The following is a 26,225-nucleotide window of genomic DNA, read 5'->3' on the forward strand; positions in this document are numbered from 1 at the left end:
CGGCCATCTCACTGCCGACGCAGACTATCGAGCAGCTTGTGCGTCGGATACCCATCCGCCGGCCATCCCAGCCCCTGCTGGGCATTGCGAATGGCCTTGCGGGTGTTTGCGCCAATGATGCCGTCGGCATTGCCCGCCTCATGCCCGCTGGCATTGAGCAGGTTCTGCAGCTCCACACGCTCGGTACGGCTCAGTGGCAGGTCTTCCTTCGGCCAACTGCCAGCAATGAAGCCCCAACCACTGAAGCGGTCCCCCAGCAGGCTCACAGCCAAAGCATAGGACGACGAGTTGTTGTACTTGAGGATGGCGCGGAAGTTGTCCAGCACCAGGAACGCCGGGCCGCGTGCGCCCGCAGGCAGCAACAGGGCGGCGGACAGCTGGTTGCTGCCGGCCGGCAACTGTGTGCCGACTGGCAGTTTCACGCCCATCTGCATCCACTCGGAGACCGGTTTGCGCAGCGCGCCGTCAGCCAGCCAGTAATCGAAGCCGGCCGGCACCTGTACCTCGAAGCCCCAAGGCTGACCGCGCTTCCAGCCCGAGCTTTGCAGGTAGTGAGCCGTGGAGGCCAGAGCGTCGGGGGTGCTGTTCCAGATGTCCCGGCGGCCATCGCCGTCGAAGTCCACGGCGTGGGTGTTGTAGGTGGTCGGAATGAACTGGGTCTGGCCCATGGCGCCAGCCCAGGAACCGCGCATGGCGTCCGGCTGGATGTCGCCGTTCTGCAGGATCTGCAGGGCCGCGATCAGTTGGTCCTGGGCGAACTGCGGGCGGCGGCCCTCATAGGCCAGAGTGGCCAGCGAGCGAATCACCGATTTGTTGCCCTGGAACTGGCCAAAGTTGCTTTCCATGCCCCAAACAGAAACCAGCACCTGGCGATCGACGCCATAGCGCTGCTCGATGCGGCTCAGCAGTTCGGCGTTCTGCTCCAGCAGCTTCTTGCCGTTGCGCACACGCAGCGGCGACAGGGCGCCTTCGAGGTACTCCCACACCGGACGGGTGAATTCAGGCTGGCTGCGGTCGGCCTTGATCACGTCCATGTCTGGCGTCACGCCAATGAATGCACGGTCGAAGGTGTACGCCGAAATGCCGGCTTGCAGCGCTTGCTGACGGAAACCGGCCTGCCATTGAGCAAAGGTTTGCAGAGGCTGGATTTCAGTGCTGACGTCGGGTGTAGCGGTGGGCAGGGTCACTACCGGGGCGGGCTGGGCAGGTGCCAGCGGCAGGGCGTCGGCGGCGGTGGGTTTCTCCGCGCAGGCGACGAGCAGGACAAGGCTGGAGGCCACGATCAGTTGGCGGGTTTTCCAGCGAGGGAGAAGACTGAGAAGCATGCACGGATCCAGAATTGCAGGTCAGGTGCCGACCATACCATGCCTGCGCCCGCGATGCTTTCATGCGGCCAAAAAGTAAGAAGCCTCCCAATCTCTCGATTGGAAGGCTTCGCGGCGGTAGCTGCCTTTGCCCTTGTTCGGTCGCTCTTGTCGGCAGCGGAACAGCGGCTGGGCGATGATGGACTTGGCCTTGTTGGGGCCGTGCTTTTTCGGCTTTTTGCTCATGGCGGAGTTCCTGGTTGGGGTGGTTTCGGGGCGCACTTTAGGCCTGTAGGTGGGGGGAGGCCAATTGATTGTGTTTATGGTTCGAGGGCCCTATCGCCGGCAAGCCGGCTCCCACAAGTGCAGCAGCGCCCGTGTGGGAGCCGGCTTGCCGGCGATAGCGCCCTTGAAAGTTACTCGGGAGGTAGCGCCAGGCGCTGGCCGGCCATCAAAAGCGACAACCGCGCGAGGCCGGTCCATGGCGAACCTTCAGCCTGGCCTTTGATCTGCGCGTCGATGCGCTGGGCATCTTGCAGCAACTGCGCCCAGCGCTGCGCAGAAAGACGCTGCAGGGCCTTGCTGACCAATGGCCGACGTTTGTCCCACACCGGCGGTCGCGCTTGGCTGAATGCCTTGTCCAGCGGCACGCCCTGGCTGAACTGCTGGGCCAGCCCCGCCAGCAAGCGCAGCTCGCGGGCCAGCGCCCAGAGAATCACCGGTGGTTCGACGCCCTCGCCGCGCAAGCCTTCGAGCATGCGCAGTGCATGCGCGGCCTCGCCGTTGAGAATGGCATCGACCAGGCCAAACACATCGAAGCGCGCACTGTCGGCAACAGCGGCCTGCACCGTCTCGACGGTGATCTGGTTGCCTTCGGCGAGCAGCTTGAGCTTTTCGATCTCTTGGGCGGCGGCCAGCAGATTGCCTTCGACCCTTGCAGCAATCAGGTCGACGGCATCGCGTTGAGCCGACAGTCCTGCCTGGGACAGGCGCTGATTGATCCACTGCGGCAGTTGCTGAGCATCCACCGGCCAGATCTGGATGAACTGGCAGTGGGCGCCTTCGATCAGTGCCTTGCCCCATTTGGTCTTCTGCGCGCTGCCATCCAGTTTGGGCAGGCTGATCAGCAGCAGGGTGTCCTCGGCAGGCCTGGCGCAGTATTCCATCAGCGCGCTGGCGCCCTTGTCACCGGGTTTGCCCGAGGGCAGGCGCAGCTCCAGCAGGCGTCGTTGGGCGAACAGCGAGAGGCTGGCTCCGGCCTGGAGCAGGGTGCCCCAGTCGAAGTTGGCGTCGGCACTGAACACCTGGCGCTCATCGAAGCCTTGCTGGCGGGCGGCAGCACGGATGGCGTCGGCGGCCTCCTGACACAGCAGTGGGTCGTCACCGCTGACCACATAGACCGGTGCCAAGGCGCCTTGCAGGTGCTTGTTGAGTTGGGCGGGGGAGAGCTTCATGGGAAACAGACGGGGCACCCTGGGGTGCCCCGCACGGGCTTAGTTGCCCGGAACTTCCAGCGGCGATTGCTGTGGCGTCTCAGCCTGCTGGCGGCGGGCGGCCTCCAGTGCGGCAGCTTCAGCCTTGGCACGTTCGTCGGCTTCCTGCTGCAACTGGTCCAGCTGGGACGGCGTCAGCAACTGCAGACGCACGACCATGGCTTGTACCAGGTCGCGACGCATCTCGGTGCGGGCCTGTTCGGCTTCCTGATCGGAACCGGTGATGTTGGAGCCGTCGTGGATGTAGATCTTGCGAACTTCCAGCTTGTCGCTGAGCAGTTCGAGGTTGTTCAGGCCTCGAATGCTGTAGTCCAGTTCCGTGGTCAGCTCGTATTCTGCCGAGCGGTTGCCACCGCTGTAGGTCGCGGCGCGCTGGGTCTCTTTCTCGTTGGTCAGCACCAGGCGGTAAGGTGCGCCCGCGTGAACGTTGACACCGCTACGTTGCAGCACTTCACGCAGTTGGGTAACGGTCTCGCCGTAGGCGTTGCGCGCGCTAACGTCCATTTCTTTGACGCTCAGCTCGGTAGAGCCGGTGCCGCGCAGCTGGAAACCACAGGCGCTGAGCACGACGGCCAGGCCTATTACCAGCAGGTTGCGTTTGATCATGTTGTTGCTCCCTTGTGGGCCGATTCCGCCCGCCCGCATTACCTGCGGACGGGCGTTGCCATCAGTTGGCGACGATGTTGACCAGCTTGCCCGGTACCACGATGACCTTGCGGATGGTCAGGCCATCGATGAAGCGCAGGACGTTCTCGTTGCTGCGGGCAGCGGCTTCGATGTCTTCACGGCTGGCGGCGGCCGGCATTTCCACCTGGCCACGCAGCTTGCCGTTGACCTGGACGACCAGGGTCACGGTGTCCTGTACCAGGGCGCTTTCATCGACAGCTGGCCAGCTGGCGTCGATCACGGCCTGGTCGTGGCCCAGCGCCTTCCACAGTTCATGGGAGATGTGCGGGGTGATCGGAGCCAGCAGCAGGGTGACGGCCTCCAGGCCTTCCTGCAGCAGGGCACGGTCCTGTTCGGTGGCCTGTGGGGCTTTTTCCAGCACGTTCATCACGGTCATCACCTGGGCGATGGCGGTGTTGAACTTGTGGAACTGGCCGACATCGTTGCTGGCCTGCTTGATCGCGGCGTGGATGGCGCGGCGAATGACCTTCTGCGCGTCGTCCAGAGCGGCGATGTCCAGCTTGCCCGGCAGGCCCTGGGTGACGTGGGCCTGGGCCAGGCGCCAGACACGGCGCAGGAAGCGGCTTGCACCTTCGACGCCGGAGTCGGACCACTCCAGGCTCATGTCGGGCGGCGAGGCGAACATCATGAACAGACGGCAGGTGTCGGCGCCGTAGGCTTCGATCATCGACTGCGGGTCGACGCCGTTGTTCTTGGACTTCGACATCTTCTCGGTGCCGCCGATTTCCACCGGCAGGCCGTCGGTCTTCAGGCGGGCGCCAATGATCTTGGCCTTGGCATCGCGCTCGATTTCGACGTCGGCCGGGTTGAACCAGTCCTTGCCGCCATTGCTGGCAACACGGTAGTAGGTCTCGGCGACCACCATGCCCTGGGTCAGCAGGTTCTTGAACGGCTCGTTGGAGGTGACCAGGCCTTCGTCGCGCATCAGTTTGTGGAAGAAGCGCGCGTACAGCAGGTGCAGGATCGCGTGCTCGATACCACCGATGTACTGATCGACCGGCAGCCAGTGGTTGGCCGCTTTCGGGTCAACCAGGCCCTGGTCGTAGTTCGGCGAGGCGTAACGGGCGAAGTACCAGGACGACTCGACGAAGGTGTCCATGGTGTCGGTTTCGCGCTTGGCTGCAGTGCCGCATTTCGGGCAGGTGCATGCATAGAACTCGGGCATGCGCGCCAGCGGCGAACCGGCGCCGTCCGGCACCACGTTCTCCGGCAGGGTGACCGGCAGTTGGTCTTCCGGCACCGGTACATCGCCGCAGGATGGGCAGTGGATGATCGGGATCGGGCAGCCCCAGTAGCGCTGGCGGCTGATGCCCCAGTCGCGCAGGCGGAACTGGGTGCGCGATTTGCCCAGCTCCTTGCGGATCAGGGCCGCTTCGATGGCGTCGAAGGCGCCGGCGAAGTCCAGGCCGTCGAACTCGCCGGAGTTGATCAGCTGGCCGTGTTCGCCATAGGCCGCCAGCCACTCGCTGCCGACTTCATCACCAGCGGTGGTGCGAACCACGGCCTTGACCGGCAGGTTGTACTTGTGGGCGAACTCGAAGTCGCGTTCGTCGTGGGCAGGAACAGCCATTACCGCGCCGTCGCCGTAGTGCATCAGCACGTAGTTGGCGACCCAGACTGGCAGCTTCTCGCCGGTCAGTGGGTGCTCCACCAACAGGGAAGTGGCCATGCCCTTCTTCTCCTGGGTGGCCATGTCGGCTTCGGCAACGCTACCGCTTTTGCATTCCTCGATGAACGCTTGCAGCGCCGGGTTGCCCTGGGCGGCCTGGGTGGCCAGCGGGTGCTCGGCAGCGACGGCGACGTAGGTGGCGCCCATCAGGGTGTCCGGACGGGTGGTGAAGACTTTCAGGGTGCCTTCGTGGCCGATGCTCGCCTGGTCGAACGGGAACTGCACTTCCATGCCGCGCGACTTGCCGATCCAGTTGCGCTGCATGGTCTTGACCTGCTCAGGCCAGCCCGGCAGCTCGTCGAGGCTTTCCAGCAGCTCGTCGGCGTAGTCGGTGATGCGGAAGTAGTACATCGGGATTTCGCGCTTCTCGATCAGCGCGCCCGAACGCCAGCCACGGCCGTCGATGACCTGCTCGTTGGCCAGTACGGTCTGGTCCGCAGGGTCCCAGTTAACGGTACCGTTCTTGCGGTAGATGATGCCTTTCTCGAACAGGCGGGTGAACAGCCACTGCTCCCAACGGTAGTAGTCGGGCTTGCAGGTGGTGACTTCACGTGCCCAGTCGATGGCCAGGCCCAGGCTCTTGAGCTGGGTCTTCATGTAGTCGATGTTTTCGTACGTCCACTTGGCAGGGGCGACGTTGTTCTTCATCGCGGCGTTTTCCGCCGGCATGCCAAAGGCGTCCCAGCCCATCGGCTGCAGGACGTTCTTGCCCAGCATGCGCTGGTAACGGGCAATCACGTCGCCGATGGTGTAGTTGCGAACGTGGCCCATGTGTAGCTTGCCGCTCGGGTACGGGAACATCGATAGGCAATAGTAGGTGTCTTTGCCTGGCTGTTCGGTAACAGCGAACGATTGTTGCTCGTCCCAGAACTTCTGGGCGGCGGCTTCGATATCACGGGGCGTGTATTGTTCGTGCATGGCTACTTTTGGCTGAGAGAGAAGAGACCTTGTTCCAGGCAGCGGAACCTCGCTGCGTCCGGCACTCCGGTGTCGTGAGAGTGAACGCCGTAGCATACAGCAGCGCTGCGCGTCGTGGGAAACCCTGATTGCGAATGCCCGCTGGTCGCAGCGCTCGGCTGCTTTTTGCAGTGACGCTAAGCTCATGGTTGGGGGGAGATATTCTTATCTTCAATGAGGTGAACGGATGGGAGAGACGCAGCTACCCGCAATCAAACCGGAGCTTTACGAACGCCTGATCGACCGTCTTGGCCTGGCACTGGAAGTTGCCAGAACGTCGGTGCGATTGCGCGACGAGATGCCCGCCGAGCTGGAGTTGCGTGGTTTGAGCCACGCAGAGTTCGAAGTGATCAAGGCCTACCTGGAATCCCTCCCGGAACGCCGCAATGCCTGTGTTGGCGCATACCCGCAAGCGGAGCCAGCCTCGGCGAAGATCATCTGGCTCAAGGACAAGCAACGCCCCGCCAACACGGCGAGATCCAGGACGCTGCCGCATCGCTAGCCGTTCAGGATTCCAGGCGCAGGTCATCGTGCGCCGGTGCTTCAACACACACCCTATGATCGGCGTCGGTCACACACTTGTTGCCCGGCGTCGATCCTCTTAGGCTGCACGCCTTCCATGGAGGTGTGGCCAATGCCGATACGATTCTTCATCAAACAATGGTTGTTGCCGCCAGGCATCCTGTTCCTGCTGTTGCTGGCTGCCTGGTGGTTGCGCAGCCGCCGCCCGCGCCTGTCGGCGCTGTGCTTTGCCGTCGGGTTGGGAGGCTTGTGGCTGATGAGCTTGCCGCTGGTGGTGCAGGAGTCGGCGCGGCTGCTGGAAACCGAACCACCCTTGGCGGTCCCTGACTGGGCGGGATTGGCGCGCCGGGCCGATGCCATCGTGGTGCTGGGGGCTGGGCGTGAGCGGGGCGACCCGGCCTGGGGCGGTGATGACCAGCCCAGCGCCCTGGCGTTGGAGCGCATGCGCTTTGCGGCGCGCCTGGCCAAGGCATCCGGCTTGCCGGTGCTGACCAGTGGCGGCTTGCACTATGGCACCCCGCCGAGCGAGGCGCAGTTGATGGCAGATCGGCTGCGCGAAGATTTCGCCATCGACGTCAAATGGAAGGAAGAAGCCAGCCGCACGACCTGGGAAAACGCTCAGCTCAGTGCACAGATGCTGCAGCCGTTGGGTATTCGCCGGGTGGTGTTGGTGACCCAGGCGTGGCACATGCAGCGCTCGCGCTGGAGCTTCGAACAGGCGGGCTTCGAGGTGGTGACGGCGCCGATGGGGTTCCTGGGCCGTGACCATGGGCGGCCGTTCGGCGGCTTGTTGCCAGAAAGCCGGGCCGTGTGGCAGAGCGGGCAGTTGCTCAATGAGGCGGTGGGGTTGGTGGGGTATCGGTTGTTCTATTGAGTTCTGTGCTGACTGCACTGGCCTCTTCGCGGGCAAGCCCGCTCCCACAGGATCTCCACAGCTCTTGATGGCGGTGGGGTCCTGTGGGAGCGGGCTTGCCCGCGAAGAGGCCGGAGCAGGCTACATCACACGGTCCTGGCAATCCGCCCGGCCGCCAGCGCCCAGCCGAACAGCAGCACACAGAAAATCGCCAGCGGCCACGAACGCCATTGCAGATAAGGCGTCAGCTGCTGCATGGGCACCACTTCGCCATACAGAATCGCTTGCTGGAACTGTGGTATCTGCGCCGTGATCTTGCCGAACGGGTCGATCAGTGCGGTCACCCCGTTGTTGGTGGCCCGGATCATCCAGCGCCCGGCCTCCAGTGCACGCATCTGGGCCATCTGCAGGTGCTGCAGCGGGCCGATAGAGGTGCCGAACCAGGTGTCGTTGCTGATGGTCAGCATCAGGTCGCTGCGCGCCGCCAGGCCGGCGGCGAACTCTGGATAGACGACTTCGTAGCAGATGTAAGGCGCAATCTGATAGCCCTTGGCCTGCAGCAGTGGCTGGTCCTCTGGCCCGCGGGCGAAGTCGGACATCGGCAGGTTGAAGAACTCGATCAGCCCGCGCAGCATGTCCTGCAACGGCACGTACTCACCGAACGGCACCAGCTTTTGCTTGAGATAAGTGCCATCGCCCTCACCGGTGACGGTGATGCCGTTGTAGTAGCGGCGCTGGTGGTGCACCACTTCCCGCACCGGCACGCCTGTGATCAGCGCGGAATGCCGCTCTGCCGCGAACCGACCCATCACGTCGATGTAGCCCTGGGCCTGGTCCTTGAGCACAGGTACGGCTGTTTCAGGCCAGATCAGCAGGTCCACGGGTTTGGACGTGAAGCTCATGTCGCGGTACAGCGCCAGCTGGGCGTCGATGTGTGCCGGGTCCCATTTCAGGTCCTGCTCGACATTGCCTTGCACAGCCGCGACCTTGAGCGGATCGCCGGCCGGCGTGGTCCAGGCGTGGCCCTTGAGCGCCAGGCCAATACCCCAAGGCGCCAGCAGCAGAGCGACGCCAATCACCAGGAATGACGGGCGAGTACGCAGGCGGTTCAGGTTGCACAGCAGGGCGGCGCTCAAGGCCAGTACGAAGGAAACCAGCCACACGCCCCCCAGGGGAGCCAGCCCGGCCAGCGGGCCATCCAGCTGGCTGTAACCGGCATAGAGCCAGGGGAAACCGGTCAGGAACCAGCCCCGGAAGGCTTCCTGCAGCAGCCACAGTGCAGCAAAGCAAAGCGCATCGGCCAAGGGCGCTTCGTTGCGCCGTAGCCAGCGGGCCCAAAGCCATGCGGGCAGGGCGAAGAACCAGGCGAGGGCAGCGAAGAACGCGAGCAGCAGCAGAATCGCCAGCAGCGGCGAGGCGCCGCCGTAGGTGTTCATGCTGACGTAGATCCACCAGGTGCCGGCACCGTACAGGCCGAAGCCGAAGCACCAGCCACGGCCCATGGCCTGGCGCGGGCTGAGCTCGCGCAGACCGAGGTAGAGCAGGGCGATGGACACCAGGGCCAGCGGCCAGATGTCGAATGGCGCCAGGGCCAGGAGGGTGGAAGCGCCGGCCGCCATGGCCAGCAGGTTACCGGGCCAGCCGGGGCGGGTGATCCAACGCATGTTTGTCCTTAGCGGGTGATCGGTGTCAGGCGCAGCAAGTGTATCCGCCGGCTATCGGCGTTGAGAATACGGAATTTGTAGGAGCCGATCTCGGTGGTCTCGTTGCGCTTGGGCAGGTGGCCAAAGGCGCTCATCACCAGGCCGCCGACCGTGTCGAACTCGTCGTCCGAGAACTCGCTGTCGAAGAACTCGTTGAAGTTGTCGATCGGCGTCAGTGCCTTGACCAGGAAGTCGCCGCTGGGCAGTGGCTTGATGTAGCTGTCTTCTTCGACATCGTGTTCGTCCTCGATGTCACCGACGATCTGCTCGAGCACGTCCTCGATGGTCACCAGGCCCGCCACACCGCCGTATTCGTCGATGACGATGGCCATGTGGTTGTGGTTGGCGCGGAATTCGCGCAGCAGCACGTTCAGGCGCTTGGACTCCGGCACGAAAGTGGCCGGGCGCAGCAGGTCCTTGATGTTGAAACTGTCGCCGTTCTCTTTGAGGATCAGCGGCAGCAGGTCCTTGGCCAGCAGGATCCCGAGCACATCGTCATGGCTTTCGCCGATCACCGGGTAGCGCGAGTGGGCAGCGTCGATCACCGCTGGCAGGAACTCGCGTGGCGACTGGGTGGCCTTGATGCTGATCATCTGTGAACGTGGGACCATGATGTCGCGTACCTGCAGGTCGGCGACCTGGATAGCACCTTCGACGATGGTCAGCGCTTCGCTGTCGAGCAGCTTGTTCTGATGGGCTTCGCGCAGCAGCTCGAGGAGCTCCTGACGGTTTTTCGGCTCATGGGCAAAAGCCTGGGTCAGTTTACCCAGCCAGGACTTCTGCCCGTTGCTCGATCGATCTTCGCTCATGGCGGTTCTCGTGATCCTTGCAGTATCAGTGTGTGATTGATTCGTTTTCATCGTCGGCATACGGGTCGGGGTGACCCAGTTCTGCCAGCAAATCTCGTTCCAGCGCTTCCATTTCCTCGGCCTCATCGTCTTCGATGTGGTCGTAGCCGAGCAGGTGCAGGCAGCCGTGGATGACCAGGTGCGCCCAGTGAGCCTCCAGGGCCTTGCCCTGTTCGGCAGCCTCGCGCTCGACCACCGGCACGCAGATCACCAGGTCGCCGAGCAGCGGAATGTCCAGCAGGTCGTCTGGTACGTCGGCCGGGAAGGACAGCACGTTGGTCGCGTAGTCCTTGTGCCGGTAGGTGTGGTTCAGCTCGCGGCCTTCGGCTTCGTCGACCAGGCGAATGGTCATTTCCGAGTCGGCGCTGCGCTGGCGCAAGGCCAATTCACACCAGCGGCGGAAGGCGGCGTCATCCGGGGCAGCGGCGTCCGTGGCCCGTTGCAGGTCGAGTTCAAGCATCTTTGCCGGGAACCTCGGGTTTGGCCTGGCGGGCGTCGAAGCGGTCATAGGCCTCGACGATGCGCTGTACAAGTGGGTGACGAACCACATCTTTGGGTTGGAAGTGGGTAAAACTGATCCCCGGAACGTCCCTGAGCACTTCGATCACATGGGCCAGGCCCGACTTGGTGCCGCGTGGCAGGTCGACCTGGGTGATGTCACCGGTGATCACTGCCGTCGAGCCGAAGCCGATACGGGTCAGGAACATCTTCATCTGCTCGAGCGTGGTGTTCTGGCTTTCGTCGAGGATGATGAAGCTGTTGTTCAAGGTGCGGCCACGCATGTAGGCGAGCGGGGCGATCTCGATCACCTGGCGCTCGATGAGCTTGGCCACATGCTCGAAGCCGAGCATTTCGTACAGCGCATCGTAGAGCGGGCGCAGGTACGGGTCGATCTTCTGGGCAAGGTCGCCTGGCAGGAAACCGAGCTTTTCGCCCGCCTCGACCGCTGGACGTACCAGCAGGATGCGGCGAACTTGCTCGCGCTCGAGGGCATCCACGGCGCAGGCCACGGCCAGGTAGGTCTTGCCGGTACCGGCCGGTCCGATGCCGAAGTTGATGTCGTTGGCCAGGATTTCCTTGACGTAGCGCTGCTGGTTGACGCCGCGCGGGCGAATGTTGCCCTTGCGCGTGCGCAGCGAGACGCTGACCTCATTGACCGCCGGGTTGTCGATGTTCTCGATCGTGGACTCCTGCAGGTACAGGTGCACGGTTTCCGGCGACAGGTCTGCGGATTGGGCCTCGCGATAGAGGCGGCGCAGCAGTTGCTCGGCAGCAGAGGTAGTCCTGGGTTCGCCGATCAGCTCGAATTGGTTGCCGCGGTTGCGGATTTCGATGGCCAGGCGTTGTTCGATCAGGCGCAGGTGCTCGTCGAACTGGCCGCACAGATTGGCGAAACGGTGGGCCTCGAAGGGTTCGAGGATGAAACGATGGGGTTGTATGGGCGCGTTCAAGGTCGTTTTTAGCCGCTCGACGGCAATGAATGTGAACTCAAGAATAACCCTTGAATGGCAGTGGCGAAAGCACTGAAACGTTCAACGGTATCTACTGCCTGTTCTGGCCTCTTCGCGGGTGAACCCGCTCCCACAGCTACTGTGCTGCTTTCAAGGGCGGTGGAGAACCTGTGGGAGCAGGCTTGTCCCGCGAAGAGGCCGGCACTGCTATGATGCGCCCCTTTTCTTACGCATGTGTTATTCCGTCAGACATGAGCAAACGCGAACCCGCCATCTACAAAGTCATTTTCCTTAACCAGGGCCAAGTCTTCGAGATGTACGCCAAGCAGATCTACCAGAGCGATCTGTGGGGCTTTCTTGAGATCGAGGAGTTTGTCTTCGGCGAGCGCACGCAGGTGGTGGTCGACCCCAGCGAAGAAAAGCTCAAGAACCAGTTCGAAGGGGTGATCCGCAGCTTCGTGCCGATGCATTCGATCGTGCGTATCGATGAAGTGGAACGTCTGGGTACGGCGAAGATCAGCGAGGCCAAGGGTGCTGGCAATGTAATGCCGTTCCCGATGCCGATGCCGGAAAAGTAAGGCGCTTCAGGGGAGTGGCGAGAACGGCGTTCGCCCTTCGGCGTTCTGCAGTTCCAGCAGGTATTTGCGGAAGATCTGGCCGAGCACTTGGGTGGCGTGCTCCAGTTCGTCGCGGGGCATCTGCTCGGTCACTTCGTCAGCCATGTCGAGCGCATCCTCGGCACCGTTGACTGCGGCCATCTTCAGAAGGATGTAAGCCTGCACATTGTTGGCCTTGACCCCCTCGCCATGGAAGAACATGGCGCCCAGGCGGTATTGGGCTTCGGCGTGGCCTTGCAACGAGGCTTTTTCGAACCAGTCCAGGGCCTTTTTCAGGTCTTTCGGCGTTTGTGTGTAGTAGTAGTCACCCAGTTCGAACTGTGCCTGGGCATCCCCGGTCGCCGCCGTTTGCTCGCACGCCTTCAGGGCATTCTGCAGGTCTTCTGGCTGAACGTTCAAAATGCAGCGGCCCGTCGCTGGAATCAGCAACGAGTTACCGCCCTCCGCCAGGGCCAGCAGGGGCTGAAGAAGCAACAGGCAGCCCATGGTCAGGGCGCGGCCGGTGCGGTTCATGGGGATCGACTTACCTCTGCAAAGCTACGGCCAATGTCTCTGGTGGCACATTATGGGATAAGCAGCGCCAACCTTACAAAGTTTTACGCGAATTTCTGTATCGGTAGGGGAGTTGGCTGATAGCGGCAGGTCTTTTATTGCTTGTGCCGGCCTCTTCGCGGGTAAACCCGCTCCTACAGGTATTGCACAGGTTTCAAGGCCTGTGAAGTACTTGTAGGAGCCGGCTTGCCGGCGATGAGGCCGGCAAGCCAAAGGCTTACTTGAGTTTGGCAAACGCTCGCTCAGCTGCATCCAGGGTGATCTGCAGTTCTTTCTCACCATGGGCGATGGAGGTGAAACCGGCCTCGAACGCGCTCGGGGCCAGGTACACGCCGCCTTCGAGCATCAGGTGGAAGAAGCGCTTGAAGCGCTCGGCATCGCTGGCCATGACGTCGTCGAAGGTGACGATGTCGTCGGCACCGCTGAAGTACAGGCCGAACATCGCGCCCGCCTGGGTGGTGACGAACGGGATGCCGGCGGCATCGGCGCGCTGCTGCAGGCCATCGAGCATGCGGCTGGTGAAGGCGGTCAGTTCATCGTGGAAGCCTGGGCGGCTGATCAGTTTCAGGGTGGTCAGGCCGGCCGCCATGGCCAGTGGGTTGCCCGACAAGGTGCCTGCCTGGTAGACCGGGCCCAGCGGAGCGATGCAGCCCATGATTTCGCGTTTGCCGCCGAAGCAGCCGACGGGCATGCCGCCGCCGACGATCTTGCCGAAGGTCGACAGGTCCGGCTTGATGCCGTAATGGCCTTGGGCGCCACCAAGGGAAACGCGGAAGCCGGTCATCACTTCGTCGAAGATCAACACCACACCGTGCTTGTCGCACTGCTCACGCAGGCCTTCGAGGAAGCCCGGAGCCGGTGGTACGCAGTTCATGTTGCCGGCCACAGGCTCGACGATGATGCAAGCGACGGTCTGGCCGACTTCGGCCAGGGTTTTTTCCACGGCCGCGATATCGTTGAACGGCAGAGTCAGGGTGTGCTTGGCGAAGTCCGCTGGTACACCCGCCGAGCTAGGCACGCCTTGGGTCAGCAAGCCGGAGCCGGCCTTGACCAGCAGGCTGTCGGAGTGGCCGTGGTAGCAGCCTTCGAACTTGATGATGGCGTCGCGGCCGGTGTAGCCACGGGCCAGACGAATGGCGCTCATGGTCGCTTCGGTGCCGGAGCTGACCATCCGCACCATTTCCATGGACGGTACGATTGAGCAGACCAGGTCGGCCATTTCGGTTTCCATGGCGGTTGGTGCGCCATAGGACAAGCCATGTTCGAGCTGCTTGCGCACTGCGTCCAGCACGTCCGGGTGGCCGTGGCCGAGAATCATCGGGCCCCAGGAACCCACGTAATCGACATAGCGCTTGTCGTCCTCGTCAACCACGTAGGCGCCTTCGGCGTGCTTGAAGAACAGTGGCGTGCCGCCAACGCTCTTGAAGGCACGGACCGGCGAGTTGACGCCACCGGGGATGTGCTTCTGGGCTTGGGCGAACAGGGATTCGGAACGGGACATGGAGTTATCTCTCGAAATCAGGAAGCGAACAGGGCGTTGAAGGCGCGGGCGCGGCGGGTAACTTCCTGCGCGCTGTCGGCACCGAACAAGCCATGGATCACCGCCAGCAGGTCTGCACCATGGGCAACCAGCGGGGCGGCGTTGTCGAGGGTGATGCCGCCGATCACGGCAATCGGCAGCTTGACCTGGGCACGGGCCTGCTCCAGCAGATCAAGGCTGGCGGCCGGCGCACCGGGCTTGGTGACGGAGTTGAAGAAACGGCCGAAGGCCACATAGCTGGCACCTTCGCTGGCCGCCTGACGGGCCAGGTCGAGCTGGGCGTGGCAGGTCGAACCGATGATGGCATGGCGGCCCAGCAGAGCGCGGGCCGGGGTCAGCGGGCCATCGGTCTGCCCCAGGTGTACGCCGACGCCCAGGCGCGCGGCCAGTTCGGCGTCGTCGTTGATGATCAGCTGTGTGCCATAGCGCTCACAGAGCTGCTTCAGTGCTTCGGCTTCGCGCAGACGGCGGGCTGCATCATCGCTTTTGTCGCGGTATTGCAACAGGCACACGCCGCCTTCCAGGGCTGCCTCGACATGGGACAGGAAACGGCCGGCGAGCAGCTGGCTGTCGGTGATCGCATACAGACCACGTAGCTTCATCGGAAGGCCTCGTATCAGGAGCAGAAGTCCAGGGGCAGACGGCGCGGGACGAACTGGCCCTTGCCCAGTTGCTCGGCATCGCGCAGGGTCCGCCAGGTGTAGTCCAGGGCGCTGCGCACGGCACTGTCGAGCTGTTCGCCAAGCGCCAGGCGGCCGGCCAGGGCGCTGGCCAGTGTGCAGCCCGAGCCGTGGTAGCTGCCGGGCAGGCGTTGGCAGGTCCAGGTGTGATGCTGGCCGTCGCGGCTGTACAGGCGGTTGTGAATCTCGTCTTCGTCACCGTGGCCACCGGTGATCAGCAGGTGTTTGCAGAACGGCAACAATTTTTCGGCACACTCGTCCGCCGTGCCTTCGGGCAGTTCGGCCAGGATGCGTGCCTCGGGCAGGTTTGGCGTGGCGATGGTCGCCAGCGGCAACAGGCGTTCGCGCAGGGCATAGCCTACTTCGTCCTTGCCCAGACGGCCGCCGCCGCCAGCGCGCAGCACCGGGTCGCAGACCAGGGGCAAATGCGGGTGGGCGCTGAGCAGCTCGGCAACGGTGTCGACCATTTCGATCGAGCCGAGCATGCCGAGCTTGACGGCAGCGACGGTGGAGTCGGCCAGCACGGCGTTGGCCTGTGCCAGTACCCACTCGCGGTCGAGCACGCGGAAGTCGGTAACGTTGACGGTATCCTGGACGGTCAGGGCTGTTACCGCGGGCGCGGCGTGACAGCCTTGGGCGATCAGGGCTTCGATATCTGCCTGCAGGCCGGCGCCGCCACTTGGGTCGTGGCCGGAGAGACAGAGGACAACGGGGCGGGAGCTGTAGGTATTCATGGTCGGCGAGCTTACCACCAAACCCATTTGTGCGGATCGTCCTACAAGCGCTATTTGTTGATCGATCGGTCAGTTTATTGTTCTTGTTTTATCTCAAACCATTGATTTAGAGCCTTTTCTTTAAAAAATGAGGTGGCTCAATGCTATCTTTGAAGGCTATGCTAGAGTGCTCGGACAATTCGACTAACGGGTACTGCCGGGGTACGTCGTCTCAAAGGGATGGGGGCAACTGCGACGCTACCGGACAGGCCATGCTGGGGCTGTATGCGCTATTTGCTGATTGTGCTTCTGGGCTGCCTGCCCGTGCTGGCCGGTGCGGTCGATTTCAACGACGCCACCCGGCATTTACCGCTTGGCAGGATCATGCAGGTCTACGAGGACCGCGATGGCAGCGCCAGTATCGTCCAGGTCAGTGCACCTGCGTTCGCCAGCCGTTTCCGCCAACACAGCAATGACGTGCTCAATGCCGGTTACTCGACGTCGGTGTTCTGGCTCAAGGTCGACCTGCGTTATGCCGCTGCCCCAGGTGCGGCGCCACGTCAGTGGCTTCTGGAACTGGCCTACCCGCCACTGGACTACCTCGAGCTCTACCTGCCTGACGCCAATGGCGTCTATCGACTGACCCAGCGAACCGGCGATGCCCTGCCTTATGAGAGCCGGCAAATACGCCAGAACAACTACCTGTTCGAGCTGCCTCTGCGTCCTGGCCAGGCGACCACGGCTTACCTGCGCCTGCACAGCCAAGGTTCGGTGCAGGCGCCCTTGGCGCTGTGGTCGGCCGAAGCCTATATGGAGGAGCAGCCCACGCGGTTGTACGTGCTGGGGATGATCTACGGCGTGTTACTGGTGATGCTGGTGTACAACCTGTTCATCTACTTGAGCGTGCGTGACGTCAGTTACCTCTATTACATCTTCTACATCGCCTCGTTTGGCCTGTATCAGGTATCGGTCAATGGCGCGGGCGTGGCCTATTTCTGGCCCGACAGCCCGTGGTGGGCGAACGCCGCGACACCTTTGTTCATTGGTGCGGCCGGCTTGTTCGGGTGTCAGTTCGCCCGTCATTTCCTGCAGCTGGGCAAGATCGCCCGCGGTTTCGATCGGCTGCTGCAACTGCTGATGCTGGGTGGGGCACTGGTGATGGTGCTGGCGGTCAGCATGCCCTATGGCGTCGCCTTGCGCATGGCCACCGTGCTGGCCTTGCTGTTCACTGTGAGTATTTTCACCGCCGGGCTGTATGCCTGGTGGCACGGTCTGCGCGTGGCGCGCTGGTTCATCATCGCCTGGTCGGCGTTCCTGCTCGGAGGTTTGGTCAACACCCTGATGGTGCTGGGCTATCTGCCGAACGTGTTCATCACCATGTACGCCAGCCAACTCGGCTCGGCGCTTGAGGTGGCGCTGTTGTCCCTGGCCCTGGCCGACCGGATCAACAGCCTGCGCGAGCAGCAGGCCAGCGCGCTGCGCGACACTGGCCGGGCATTGGAGCAGCTGAACCAGCAACTGGCCCGCAGTAATCGCCTGAAGGATGAGTTCCTGGCTACCGTGACCCACGAACTGCGCACGCCGATGAATGGTGTGATCGGTTCGCTGGAGCTGATGCAGACACTGCCCATGGACGCGGAGATGACCCAATACCACCGTACGGCGGTCGGCTCGTCCCAGGACATGATGGACATGGTTGATGACATCCTCACCCTGACCGAGCTTCAAGCCGGCCGCCTGCGTGCGCAAGCTACGCCGTTCAGCTTGCGCGGACTGGTCCAGGACCTGCGGGCAGGATACGCCGGGCAAGCATTGGGCAGGGGGTTGTATCTGAGCCTCGACATTCCGGCCGAGCTACCTGACGCGTTGCTGGGGGACGCGCAGAAGCTGACCCGATGCCTGGGGTGCCTGGTGGACAACGGCCTGAAGTTCACCCATCAAGGTGGAGTCATGATTCAGGTCCGAGGTCGGCGGCTTGGCCCGGACAGTCTGGCGCTGACGTTCACGGTCAGCGACAGCGGCATCGGTTTCGATGACTTGGACCAGGCAATTCTGTACCAGCGCTTCTTCCAGGTGGATGGCTCGATGACCCGACGCTATGGCGGCCTGGGTATCGGCTTGTCGATTTGCCGACAGTTGGGCGAATTGCTTGGCGCTACGTTGTCCCATGAATCGACGCGGGGGCTGGGTAGCCGTTTCGAGTTGGCGCTTGATCTGGCCATCGAGCAGGTTCAGGTGCCTCCGGGCCGGACGGCTTCTGGGGCCGCGCGGTACTAGGCCATTCGGTTGCCGCCTGTTTAGTCATTTTTGTCACTTTGACTGGTTGTCGGGGAGTGCTTCACTGGGGGTTCAGGCTGGCCCGGATCCAGGAGCTCCCCGATGAACCTGCACCAGTACGCTGAAACCCACGAAGTGACCAACCAGCCGCCATCGCTGGATGGCGCCAACCTGTACCGCCTCGACCAGCCGCTACAGGAATGGTCGCGGCGTTGCGGCGCGGGCTGGGCCGAGTCGCGGATCGACGCCTATGGTGCCCTGGCTGGCGGTCCGTTGATGGCCGCAGGTTTTCTGGCCAATGCGCACAAGCCCGAGTTCAGCAGCCACGACCGCTACGGCCATCGTATCGACCTGGTGGAGTTCCACCCTGCCTATCACGACCTGATGCGTACCGCTGTCGAGCACGGGCTGCCTTCGTTGCCCTGGGCCGAGCCTCGTCCAGGTGCCCATGTGGCACGGGCCAGCATGACCTACCTGCATAGCCAGGCCGAAGCCGGCACCGGTTGCCCGCTGACCATGACCTTCGCTGCGGTTCCGGCATTGCGCTTGCAGCCGGAGTTGGCCGAGTACTGGTTGCCGAAGATCCTGTCCCGCGAGTACGACCCACGCAATGTCGGTGACCGTCACAAGGCTGGGGTCACCATCGGCATGGCCATGACTGAAAAACAGGGCGGCACTGACGTGCGGGCCAACACCACCCGAGCCTATCCGGTCGGCGCTTCAGGGCCAGGCCAGGCTTATGAGCTGATCGGGCACAAGTGGTTCTGTTCGGCGCCCATGTGCGATGCCTTCCTGACCCTGGCCCAGACGGACAAGGGCCTCAGCTGTTTCCTGCTGCCACGTCACCGGCCGGATGACAGCCGCAACGAGTTCTACATCCAGCGTCTGAAGAACAAACTCGGCAACAGTTCCAATGCGTCCAGCGAAGTGGAGTTTCGCGGTGCGCTGGCGTGGATGATCGGTGAGGAGGGGCGAGGGGTGCCTACGATCATCGAGATGGTGGCGATGACGCGTTTTGACTGCATGGTTGGCTCCAGCGCCTTGATGCGGCAGGCATTGACCCAGGCGGCTCACCATTGCGCACACCGCAAGGTGGGTGGGCGGGTGTTGAGCGAGCAGCCGTTGATGCAGAACGTGTTGGCTGACCTGGCCTTGGAAAGCGAGGCGGCGCTAGCCTTGAGCTTGCGTATGGGGCAGGCGCTGGATCAGTTGGACGACCCTCAGCAAGCGCATTTCGCCCGGTTGGTGACGGCCGTGGGCAAGTACTGGATCTGCAAACGGGCGCCGGCAATGATCAATGAAGCGGCCGAGTGCCTGGGTGGCACGGGTTATGTCGAGGAGAGCATTCTGCCTCGGCTGTACCGTGAGGCGCCGGTCAACTCGACCTGGGAAGGTTCGGGGAATGTGCAGTGTCTGGATGTGCTGCGGGCGCTGTCCAAGGAGCCTGGGGTGCTGGATGCGTTGTTTGCCGAGCTTGGCGATGGCCATGGTGACCCGCGGCTTGCTGCGCATATTGGCAATCTCAAAGGGGCCTTTGCCGACACCGGCGACATTCAGTATCGCGCCCGGCAATTGACCGAAGATATTGCGATTGCGTTGCAGGCCAAGTTGTTATTGGAGGCAGGTAATTCAGTTGTTAGTGATGCGTTCATTGGCAGTCGGTTGTCGGGTAGTGGTCGGGTGTATGGGGCCTTGCCTAGAGGTGTTGATGTCGAGGCATTGGTGGCGCGAGCAACGCCGGTTTGGCCAAGTTGAAATGAGCACTAACGGCACGGGTTCCAGTTCTTGCTCTTGCTCTTGCTCTTGCTCTTGCTCTGCTTTTGCTTCTAGTGCGCGCTAGTTCAGACGCCACAAATTGCGACGTCAGTAGGCCGAGTGGAGGTCTTGCGTAGGGAGGTGACGGGCATGGATGCCCGTCAAGCGCTGCGGCCCAGGATGGGCCGTACAGCGCGGTCCTCCCGGGAGCAAGACCGGAGCGAGGGGACCCCGGAGCGTAGCGTAGGGGCCGGATGTAGGAGCCGACGGCTTTGGTTACTTTGGCCGAGACCAATCTATGGTCACCCCGTTTTTTGCAATACTGTTCATTGGATGAAATGGATGGCTTGCTTCAATCTATCCGGCGTCTATTGGGCTGGTATCCCGCGCCACGATGAGTGTTCGCGCCTGGCGGTCCTAACAAAGTAAGCGGCTTCCAAGAGCCAATTGGTCGTTCAGGATCATCGCTAGGCCGACCGGCCGTTTATTTCATCTGTTGTTCAGCTATCGCAAAACCTGATGGTGAAACACGGTGCAGCACAACGGGGTCAGACGTTCATAGCGTCTGGCTCCGTTCTATATTGCGTGTGTCGAGTAGCAATGGCCCAAGCGATGCGGGCCAGTTTGTTGGCCAACGCGCAGGCCACCACGTTGGAGTGGCGTCGCGCTGACAGGGAACGTACCCAGTCGGCCATTGGGCCTTTCTGATACTTCAGGCGAAGCATGTAGACCCGGGCGCAGAGCACCAGCAAATGCCGAAGGTTCTTGTCGCCACGTTTGCTGATCCCCAGCAGAGCCGGTCTACCGCCAGTGCTGTATTGCCTGGGAACCAAGCCTACGGCGGCTGCAAAATCACGGCTGCTGCCGTACTGCTGAGCGTCTCCCATTTCTACAGCCAGCAGGCTGGCGGTGATCGGCCCGACACACGGGATACTCAGCAAACGGCTACCTAGATCATCGTCAGCAAGCTGGCTCTCAAGCTCTTTGTCCAACAACTTGATCTGCTCACTCAGGTAGGCGAAGTGATCATGCAGGCGCTGTAGCAATGCGACGAGGCGTACAGGCAAGTCGTGCTCTTCAAGCACTGAAGCGAGCCGTTTTATCACCGCCAGCCCTGTCGGTAGGCTGATGCCGAACTCGAGCAGAAATCCATGCATCTGATTCACCGTCTTGGTCCGATCGCGGATCAATGACTCACGCATCCTGTGAGAAACAGAAAGTGTTTGCTGGTCAGGCGATTTGGGCGTCACAAAGCGCATGGAAGGCCGGGAAGCGGCTTCGCAGATGGCCTGCGCATCGACGAAGTCATTTTTGTTGGTCTTGACGAAAGGTTTAACGAACTGAGGTGAGATCAGTTTGGCCTCATGCCCCATCGCCTTGAGTTGACGGGCCAGATAGTGCGAGCCGGCACAGGCCTCCATCACTACCGTGCAAGGGGGATGATTGGCGAGAAGCCGCATCATCTGCTGCCTTGAGCATTTTTTGCGCGACACCTCTTTGCCGAACTTGTCTTGGGCATGCAGATGGAAGGTATGTTTGCCGATGTCGATGCCGATCAAGGTCACGGTACTCATGATGACGGTCTCCGAAGTAAAAACACCCTGCGAAAGCGTACGCCTCGCAGGGTGCCGGGGTGACCATCTCATTAAGTAACCCGCCGGAAGGGCGGAAAGGTGAATAAGCGCCTCCATGGCAAATGGATATTCACGCTGTATAAATGCAGCCACAAAGTTAGGTTTTTGATTTTTGGTTTTTGGTTTTTGGTTTTTGGTTTTTGGTTTTTGGTTTAAGTTGGTTTAAGTTGGTTTAAGTTGGTTTAAAAATTTGAGAGCATATCCATTTGCCAAGGCGACGCTTAATCACCTTTCCGCTCTTACAGCGGGTCACTTTTTGGCAAGCGCCCCAAAAAGTAACCAAAAAAGTCTGGCTCCTACATCCGGCCCCTACGCTGCGCTCCGGGGTTCCCTCGCTCCGGTCTTGCTCCCGGAAGGACCGCGCTGTACGGCCCATCCTGGGCCGCAGCGCTTGACGGGCATCCATGCCCGTCACCTTCCTTCGCAAGACCTCCACTCGGCCTACTGACGTCGCAATCTGCTGCGTCTGAACTATCGCGCGCTAGAAGCAAGAGCAAGAGCAAGAGCGAGCAACAGCAAGAGCGAGCAAGAGCAAGAGCGACAGCTGAGGCGAAAACGGAGGCTGGTTTGGGATGGAGCTGGCAACGCTGATCAATGGGGATGTAATTGCCTGCGAAGGCAGGCAAGATGGCTGACATGCATGTCCAGACAGGAAGCCCAGTGTGAGCCAAGCTTTTGTAGTCGTTGATACCCCCGAACAGGCTGTCGAGCGTCTGGCGGCCCTGCATGACCAGGCCACCGGAGCCCTCAGCCAGGCCCTGAAGCTCTACCTGAAGGACCGTACCCAGCCCAATGAAGACGAACGGGCCCTGTTCCGCTATCCGGCCCTGCGCCTGACCTACCACAGCCACGGCGAGGTCGCCGCCACCACCCGCGCCTACGCAAAAGTCCAGGTGGCCGGCACCTACAGCGTCACCGTCACCCAGCCAGCCGCGTTTCGCAGCTACCTGCTGGAGCAACTGCGCCCACTGATGAACGACTACACCGTAACGGTGGAAGTCGGCGTCAGCGAACAGAACATCCCGTACCCCTACGTCGTCGACCAAGGCGACGAGCTGGCCGGCAGCGGCATCACCGCCGCAGAGCTGGCGCGGGTTTTCCCCAGCACCGACCTTTCAGCCGCCACCGACAACATCGCCGACGGCCTGTACGACTGGGGCAACGCCGAGACGCTGCCACTGGCATTGTTCGACGCCGCCCGCGTCGACTTCTCCCTGCGTCGCCTGGTGCACTACACCGGCAGCGACTGGCGCCACATGCAACCGTGGATCCTGCTCACCAACTACCACCGCTATGTCGACCAGTTCATCAGCCACGGCCTGGAACAACTGCGCGAAGACCCACGCTTCGTACGCATGGTGCTGCCAGGCAACGTCGTGATCGAGAAGGGCATGGACCACGGTGAAGCACAGGCGCTGGTGGCCAGCGTGGTCTGGCACCGCTACCAGATGCCGGCCTATCACCTCATCGCCGGCGATGGTGACGGCATCACCCTGGTCAACATCGGTGTCGGCCCGTCCAACGCCAAGAACATCACCGACCACCTGGCGGTGCTGCGTCCACACTGCTGGCTGATGATTGGCCACTGCGGTGGCTTGCGGCAGTCGCAGACCATTGGCGACTACGTGCTGGCGCACGCTTATATGCGCCGTGACGGGATCCTCGACCGGGTGGTGCCGCCCAACATTCCGATTCCGGCCCTGGCCGAGGTGCAACTGGCACTGCAGGAGGCTGCTGCGCAGGTGACCGGCGAGCGGGGCGAGGCACTGAAAAAGCGCCTGCGTACCGGCACCGTGCTGACCTACGACGACCGTAACTGGGAGCTTCGCTGGGCCCAGGAGCGGCCACTGATCAACCTGTCCCGCGCCGTGGCGGTGGATATGGAAAGCGGCACCATCGCCGCCCAGGGCTACCGCCTGCGAGTCCCGTACGGCACCTTGCTGTGCGTGTCGGACAAGCCGCTGCACAGTGAAATCAAACTGCCTGGCTCGGCCAACGCCTTCTACAATCGCGCCGTCAGCCAGCACCTGAAAATCGGCATCGCTGCCCTCGATCTGTTGCGTACCGAGCTCAATTCGTTGCACTCGCGTAAACTGCGCAGTTTCGATGAGCCGCCGTTCCGCTGAGGATCCATGCCCCTGCCACCCCGTTCCAAGCCGCGCCGCCCTTCGGCGCGGCCTACCGGCCCGCGTCGCCAGCCCAAGGCAACGCCGGCCGAGCCTCGCCTGATCCTGTTCAACAAGCCGTTCGACGTACTGACTCAGTTCAGCGACGGCGAAGGGCGCGCCACCCTCAAGGACTTCATCGACATTCCAGGCGTGTACCCCGCCGGTCGGCTGGATCGTGACAGCGAAGGCCTGTTGTTGCTGACCAATGACGGAGGCTTGCAAGCGCGCATTGCCGACCCCAAGCACAAGTTGGCCAAAACCTATTGGGTGCAGGTGGAGGGTGAGCCAAGCGACGAGCAGTTGCAGCGGCTGCGTGACGGTGTCGAACTCAATGACGGGCCAACCTTGCCCGCCGAGGCACGGCGCCTGGAGGAGCCTGACCTGTGGCCGCGCAATCCGCCGGTGCGTTTTCGCAAGAGCGTGCCGACCAGTTGGCTGGAGCTGGTGATTCGCGAAGGGCGCAATCGCCAGGTGCGGCGGATGACGGCGGCTGTTGGCTTACCGACCCTGCGCCTGGTGCGGGTGCGCATTGGAGACTGGACCCTGGACGGCCTGGGCCAGGGCTGCTGGCGCGAGGTTTCGCCGAAGCTGGTGCGCTAGCCCTGCCGGATGAGCGACTGCCCTGATCAAACCTCCCAAGCTTGCTAGGTCCTTGTGGGAGCTGGCGCCAGCCTGCGATGGACCGCAAAGCGGTTCTGCTGTGGCAGCCGTTGCTCTACTGCGAGCGCTTCGCGCTCGATCGCAGGCTAACGCCAGCTCCCACGGGTCGCTACACCCCCTCCAGAAACCCCACCACCACGCTCTTGATGATGAAGGCCAGCACGCCCAGCCCCAGCACAAAGAACAGAATCAACGTGCCAAACCGGCCCGCCTTGGACTTCTTGGCCAGGTCCCAGACGATGAAGCCCATGAAACCGATCAGCACGGTGACGAGGACGATCATCATCCACTCTTCGAATACAGCCGGATCCATCTGTTTTCTCCTGGGGCAATTAGCGCAGGTGGGTCAATGGCATTTCGGTGCTGGCCAGCACCTGATTGAGCACGAAGCTCGAACGCACGCTGGTGACGCCTTCGATGCGGGTCAGGCTGCCTAGTAGCAATTTCTGGTAGTGATCCATGTCCGGCACCACCACCTTCAACTGATAGTCAGCGTCCATACCGGTCACCAGGCTGCATTCAAGTACCTGGGGCAGGTTGCGGATGGCGGCTTCGAAGGTTTCAAAGCGTTCCGGAGTGTGGCGGTCCATGCCGATCAGTACATAGGCCGTCAGGCTCAGGCCGAGTTTCTTGCGGTCGAGCAGGGCAACCTGACGCGAGATGTAGCCATCGTCTTCCAGTTGCTTGACCCGACGCGAGCACGGCGAGGGCGAAAGCCCGATACGTTCTGCCAGCTCCTGGTTGGAGATGCGCGCATCGCGCTGCAATTCGGCGAGGATGCTCAGGTCGTAGCGGTCAAGCTTGCTCATGGAAAAGGCCTTTTCTGTTCGGATTGCGGTGAATTATCGATCCAGGGTGAAAAATTGCGCAAGTGCTATTTATCTGAGCAATCTTCGCAATCATCTGCTGCGCCGCCTCCCGTATCGTTAACCACAGAATCACTGCCCGGACATGAGTCCACGGCGACGCGCCCTAGGCGGGCGGTCGCGGCCAGCCATCCAACAGGATCCGCCAGGCCCCCGGGCTACGCACCGTCCAGAAGACGATGTGAGGTGAGCCGGTGCCACAAGCGCCGAGCACGGACGACAATTCCCAAAGGGAGGCCCAGCGGCCTCCCTTTTTTCATGCCTGCGTTTTTCATCTGCCCGTGCCATGGGCGCGGTAGACTGGCGGCCAATGCAGCGCATCTACCGAGAGGAACAACATGAAGTCGCGCATCTGGCAGTTGGCAGGTGTTGGTTTGTTGGGGCTGGGCATCAGCCTGGGAGCCTTGGCCCAAGGGCCGGGTGATGAGCATGGCGGGCATGGCGACAACGCTCAGCAAGACCCCAATGGCGGCGGCGCAGGCCGCTCGCCGCTCAACTCGCGCGACGAAGTGCGCCAGACGCAACCGCCGCGTCAGGGCTACTACCAGGATATTCCTCGACGCAATGGCGAAAACCGATCATGGGAGGCTGGTGGCCACGGGCAACGGCCCGGTGGTGACTGGCAAGGGCGTCCGGACGGCCATGGCAATGGCTGGGGACCTGGGCCGCAGTATCGACCTGGACACACGGTAGATCGCTTCCCCGACCGCTCCTGGAAAGTGCCCTATCGCGGACAGGACTATTTCTACTCCGGCGGCTACTGGTATCGACCGCATGGCGGCAGCTATATCGTGGTGACGCCACCCTATGGCGTGCGGGTCGACTACCTGCCGCCTTATGCCCGAGAGGTGTGGTTGGGCGGTGCGCTGTTCTTCCTGGTCGCCGATACCTATTACCAGTACCTGGCCGACAGCCGCGAGTATGTGGTGGTCAACCCGCCTGCGGCGACACCTGCACCTGTAGCGCCGGCAGCCAGTGGCTATGACGTGGTGGCCTACCCGATGTATGGCCAAGGGCAGGAGCAGCAGGATCAGGACCGCTACCAGTGCCATCGCTGGGCGGTGAGCCAGTCGGGCTTCGACCCAGCCACGGCCAGTTATGCTCCGCCAGTCAACGTGGCAGACACCTACCGACGTGCGCTCGGCGCCTGCTTCAGCGGACGGGGCTACAGCATCAACTGAGGCTTGGTGGGCCTCATCGCTGGCAAGCCAGCTCCCACAGGTACGGCAGTGATCTCAAGATCTGCGCCGTCCATGTGGGAGCCGGCTTGCCGGCG

At 62.4% G+C, this 26,225-nt stretch carries 24 protein-coding genes; 8 read left to right on the plus strand and 16 right to left on the minus strand.

Features of this window, described 5'->3' with window-relative positions; all coding sequences use genetic code 11:
* Nucleotides 1-8: 8 nt before the first annotated feature.
* The 5 genes from PspTeo4_RS24690 to leuS all read right to left on the minus strand — a co-directional run bounded on the left by PspTeo4_RS24690 (nucleotide 9) and on the right by leuS (nucleotide 6,071).
* Nucleotides 9-1,325 carry a lytic murein transglycosylase gene (locus PspTeo4_RS24690; protein WP_322366369.1) on the minus strand — a complete coding sequence of 439 codons (1,317 nt, stop codon included), beginning with the start codon at nucleotides 1,323-1,325 and terminating at the stop codon, nucleotides 9-11.
* Between the two features lie 60 nt (nucleotides 1,326-1,385).
* Nucleotides 1,386-1,550, minus strand: coding sequence for an alternative ribosome rescue factor ArfA (gene arfA / locus PspTeo4_RS24695; RefSeq protein ID WP_025340762.1), 165 nt, complete (start codon nucleotides 1,548-1,550; stop codon nucleotides 1,386-1,388).
* Between the two features lie 170 nt (nucleotides 1,551-1,720).
* Nucleotides 1,721-2,758, minus strand: a complete 1,038-nt coding sequence (gene holA, locus PspTeo4_RS24700) for a DNA polymerase III subunit delta (protein WP_322366370.1) — start codon at nucleotides 2,756-2,758, stop codon at nucleotides 1,721-1,723.
* A 39-nt stretch (nucleotides 2,759-2,797) separates the two neighbouring features.
* Nucleotides 2,798-3,403, minus strand: a complete 606-nt coding sequence (gene lptE / locus PspTeo4_RS24705; protein WP_322366371.1) for an LPS assembly lipoprotein LptE — start codon at nucleotides 3,401-3,403, stop codon at nucleotides 2,798-2,800.
* 61 nt (nucleotides 3,404-3,464) lie between these two features.
* Entirely contained in the window at nucleotides 3,465-6,071 is a 2,607-nt protein-coding gene (gene leuS, locus PspTeo4_RS24710) for a leucine--tRNA ligase (protein ID WP_322366372.1), read from the minus strand.
* Nucleotides 6,072-6,297: 226 nt separating this feature from the next.
* On the opposite strand from leuS, the gene PspTeo4_RS24715 reads away from it, so the two are divergent.
* Both PspTeo4_RS24715 and PspTeo4_RS24720 read left to right on the plus strand, forming a co-directional pair.
* Nucleotides 6,298-6,612 (plus strand): hypothetical protein, encoded by a 315-nt coding sequence (locus PspTeo4_RS24715; protein WP_322366373.1) that lies wholly within the window; start codon nucleotides 6,298-6,300, stop codon nucleotides 6,610-6,612.
* Nucleotides 6,613-6,744: 132 nt separating this feature from the next.
* Nucleotides 6,745-7,506, plus strand: coding sequence for a YdcF family protein (locus PspTeo4_RS24720; protein WP_322366374.1), 762 nt, complete (start codon nucleotides 6,745-6,747; stop codon nucleotides 7,504-7,506).
* A 125-nt stretch (nucleotides 7,507-7,631) separates the two neighbouring features.
* Here the strand turns inward: PspTeo4_RS24720 and lnt are convergent, their stop codons facing one another.
* The 4 genes from lnt to PspTeo4_RS24740 are packed head-to-tail and all read right to left on the minus strand — an operon-like array spanning nucleotide 7,632 to nucleotide 11,487.
* Complete coding sequence (gene lnt, locus PspTeo4_RS24725; RefSeq protein ID WP_322366375.1) at nucleotides 7,632-9,149, minus strand: apolipoprotein N-acyltransferase; 1,518 nt, start codon at nucleotides 9,147-9,149, stop codon at nucleotides 7,632-7,634.
* Between the two features lie 8 nt (nucleotides 9,150-9,157).
* Nucleotides 9,158-9,997, minus strand: a complete 840-nt coding sequence (locus PspTeo4_RS24730; protein WP_322366376.1) for an HlyC/CorC family transporter — start codon at nucleotides 9,995-9,997, stop codon at nucleotides 9,158-9,160.
* Nucleotides 9,998-10,022: 25 nt separating this feature from the next.
* On the minus strand, nucleotides 10,023-10,496 hold the full coding sequence (ybeY, locus tag PspTeo4_RS24735; RefSeq protein ID WP_322366377.1) for an rRNA maturation RNase YbeY: 474 nt from the start codon (nucleotides 10,494-10,496) through the stop codon (nucleotides 10,023-10,025).
* On the minus strand, nucleotides 10,489-11,487 hold the full coding sequence (locus PspTeo4_RS24740) for a PhoH family protein (RefSeq protein WP_322366378.1): 999 nt from the start codon (nucleotides 11,485-11,487) through the stop codon (nucleotides 10,489-10,491). Before PspTeo4_RS24740 ends, ybeY begins: the two co-directional genes overlap by 8 nt.
* A gap of 251 nt (nucleotides 11,488-11,738) precedes the next feature.
* Between PspTeo4_RS24740 and PspTeo4_RS24745 the strand changes: the two genes are divergently transcribed.
* Nucleotides 11,739-12,065 (plus strand): DUF1820 family protein, encoded by a 327-nt coding sequence (locus PspTeo4_RS24745; RefSeq protein ID WP_322366379.1) that lies wholly within the window; start codon nucleotides 11,739-11,741, stop codon nucleotides 12,063-12,065.
* Between the two features lie 6 nt (nucleotides 12,066-12,071).
* Here PspTeo4_RS24745 and PspTeo4_RS24750 read toward each other — a convergent pair whose 3' ends face one another.
* The 4 genes from PspTeo4_RS24750 to PspTeo4_RS24765 all read right to left on the minus strand — a co-directional run bounded on the left by PspTeo4_RS24750 (nucleotide 12,072) and on the right by PspTeo4_RS24765 (nucleotide 15,610).
* Nucleotides 12,072-12,617, minus strand: coding sequence for a tetratricopeptide repeat protein (locus PspTeo4_RS24750; RefSeq protein ID WP_322366380.1), 546 nt, complete (start codon nucleotides 12,615-12,617; stop codon nucleotides 12,072-12,074).
* 256 nt (nucleotides 12,618-12,873) lie between these two features.
* Nucleotides 12,874-14,157, minus strand: a complete 1,284-nt coding sequence (gene hemL, locus PspTeo4_RS24755) for a glutamate-1-semialdehyde 2,1-aminomutase (RefSeq protein ID WP_322366381.1) — start codon at nucleotides 14,155-14,157, stop codon at nucleotides 12,874-12,876.
* Between the two features lie 17 nt (nucleotides 14,158-14,174).
* Nucleotides 14,175-14,798, minus strand: a complete 624-nt coding sequence (gene thiE, locus PspTeo4_RS24760; RefSeq protein ID WP_322366382.1) for a thiamine phosphate synthase — start codon at nucleotides 14,796-14,798, stop codon at nucleotides 14,175-14,177.
* A gap of 14 nt (nucleotides 14,799-14,812) precedes the next feature.
* On the minus strand, nucleotides 14,813-15,610 hold the full coding sequence (locus PspTeo4_RS24765) for a hydroxymethylpyrimidine/phosphomethylpyrimidine kinase (protein WP_322366383.1): 798 nt from the start codon (nucleotides 15,608-15,610) through the stop codon (nucleotides 14,813-14,815).
* A 264-nt stretch (nucleotides 15,611-15,874) separates the two neighbouring features.
* Between PspTeo4_RS24765 and PspTeo4_RS24770 the strand changes: the two genes are divergently transcribed.
* Nucleotides 15,875-17,866, plus strand: coding sequence for a 7TM diverse intracellular signaling domain-containing protein (locus PspTeo4_RS24770; RefSeq protein ID WP_322366384.1), 1,992 nt, complete (start codon nucleotides 15,875-15,877; stop codon nucleotides 17,864-17,866).
* A gap of 102 nt (nucleotides 17,867-17,968) precedes the next feature.
* Nucleotides 17,969-19,621 (plus strand): acyl-CoA dehydrogenase family protein, encoded by a 1,653-nt coding sequence (locus PspTeo4_RS24775; protein WP_322366385.1) that lies wholly within the window; start codon nucleotides 17,969-17,971, stop codon nucleotides 19,619-19,621.
* A gap of 548 nt (nucleotides 19,622-20,169) precedes the next feature.
* Here the strand turns inward: PspTeo4_RS24775 and PspTeo4_RS24780 are convergent.
* Nucleotides 20,170-21,195 (minus strand): IS110 family transposase, encoded by a 1,026-nt coding sequence (locus PspTeo4_RS24780; RefSeq protein WP_322362670.1) that lies wholly within the window; start codon nucleotides 21,193-21,195, stop codon nucleotides 20,170-20,172.
* A gap of 722 nt (nucleotides 21,196-21,917) precedes the next feature.
* Here PspTeo4_RS24780 and amn point away from each other — a divergent pair.
* On the plus strand, nucleotides 21,918-23,381 hold the full coding sequence (gene amn / locus PspTeo4_RS24785; protein ID WP_322366386.1) for an AMP nucleosidase: 1,464 nt from the start codon (nucleotides 21,918-21,920) through the stop codon (nucleotides 23,379-23,381).
* A gap of 6 nt (nucleotides 23,382-23,387) precedes the next feature.
* Nucleotides 23,388-24,023 (plus strand): pseudouridine synthase, encoded by a 636-nt coding sequence (locus PspTeo4_RS24790; RefSeq protein WP_322366387.1) that lies wholly within the window; start codon nucleotides 23,388-23,390, stop codon nucleotides 24,021-24,023.
* A 169-nt stretch (nucleotides 24,024-24,192) separates the two neighbouring features.
* On the opposite strand, the gene PspTeo4_RS24795 is transcribed toward PspTeo4_RS24790, so the two are convergent.
* Nucleotides 24,193-24,396 (minus strand): DUF2788 domain-containing protein, encoded by a 204-nt coding sequence (locus tag PspTeo4_RS24795; RefSeq protein ID WP_023378567.1) that lies wholly within the window; start codon nucleotides 24,394-24,396, stop codon nucleotides 24,193-24,195.
* A gap of 19 nt (nucleotides 24,397-24,415) precedes the next feature.
* A complete protein-coding gene (locus tag PspTeo4_RS24800) occupies nucleotides 24,416-24,892 on the minus strand; it encodes an Lrp/AsnC family transcriptional regulator (RefSeq protein ID WP_016712159.1) in 477 nt (158 codons plus the stop codon).
* A 395-nt stretch (nucleotides 24,893-25,287) separates the two neighbouring features.
* On the opposite strand from PspTeo4_RS24800, the gene PspTeo4_RS24805 reads away from it, so the two are divergent.
* On the plus strand, nucleotides 25,288-26,130 hold the full coding sequence (locus PspTeo4_RS24805; RefSeq protein WP_322366388.1) for a DUF6515 family protein: 843 nt from the start codon (nucleotides 25,288-25,290) through the stop codon (nucleotides 26,128-26,130).
* Nucleotides 26,131-26,225 lie beyond the last annotated feature (95 nt).

This window comes from Pseudomonas sp. Teo4, assembly GCF_034387475.1.
Classification (GTDB): domain Bacteria; phylum Pseudomonadota; class Gammaproteobacteria; order Pseudomonadales; family Pseudomonadaceae; genus Aquipseudomonas.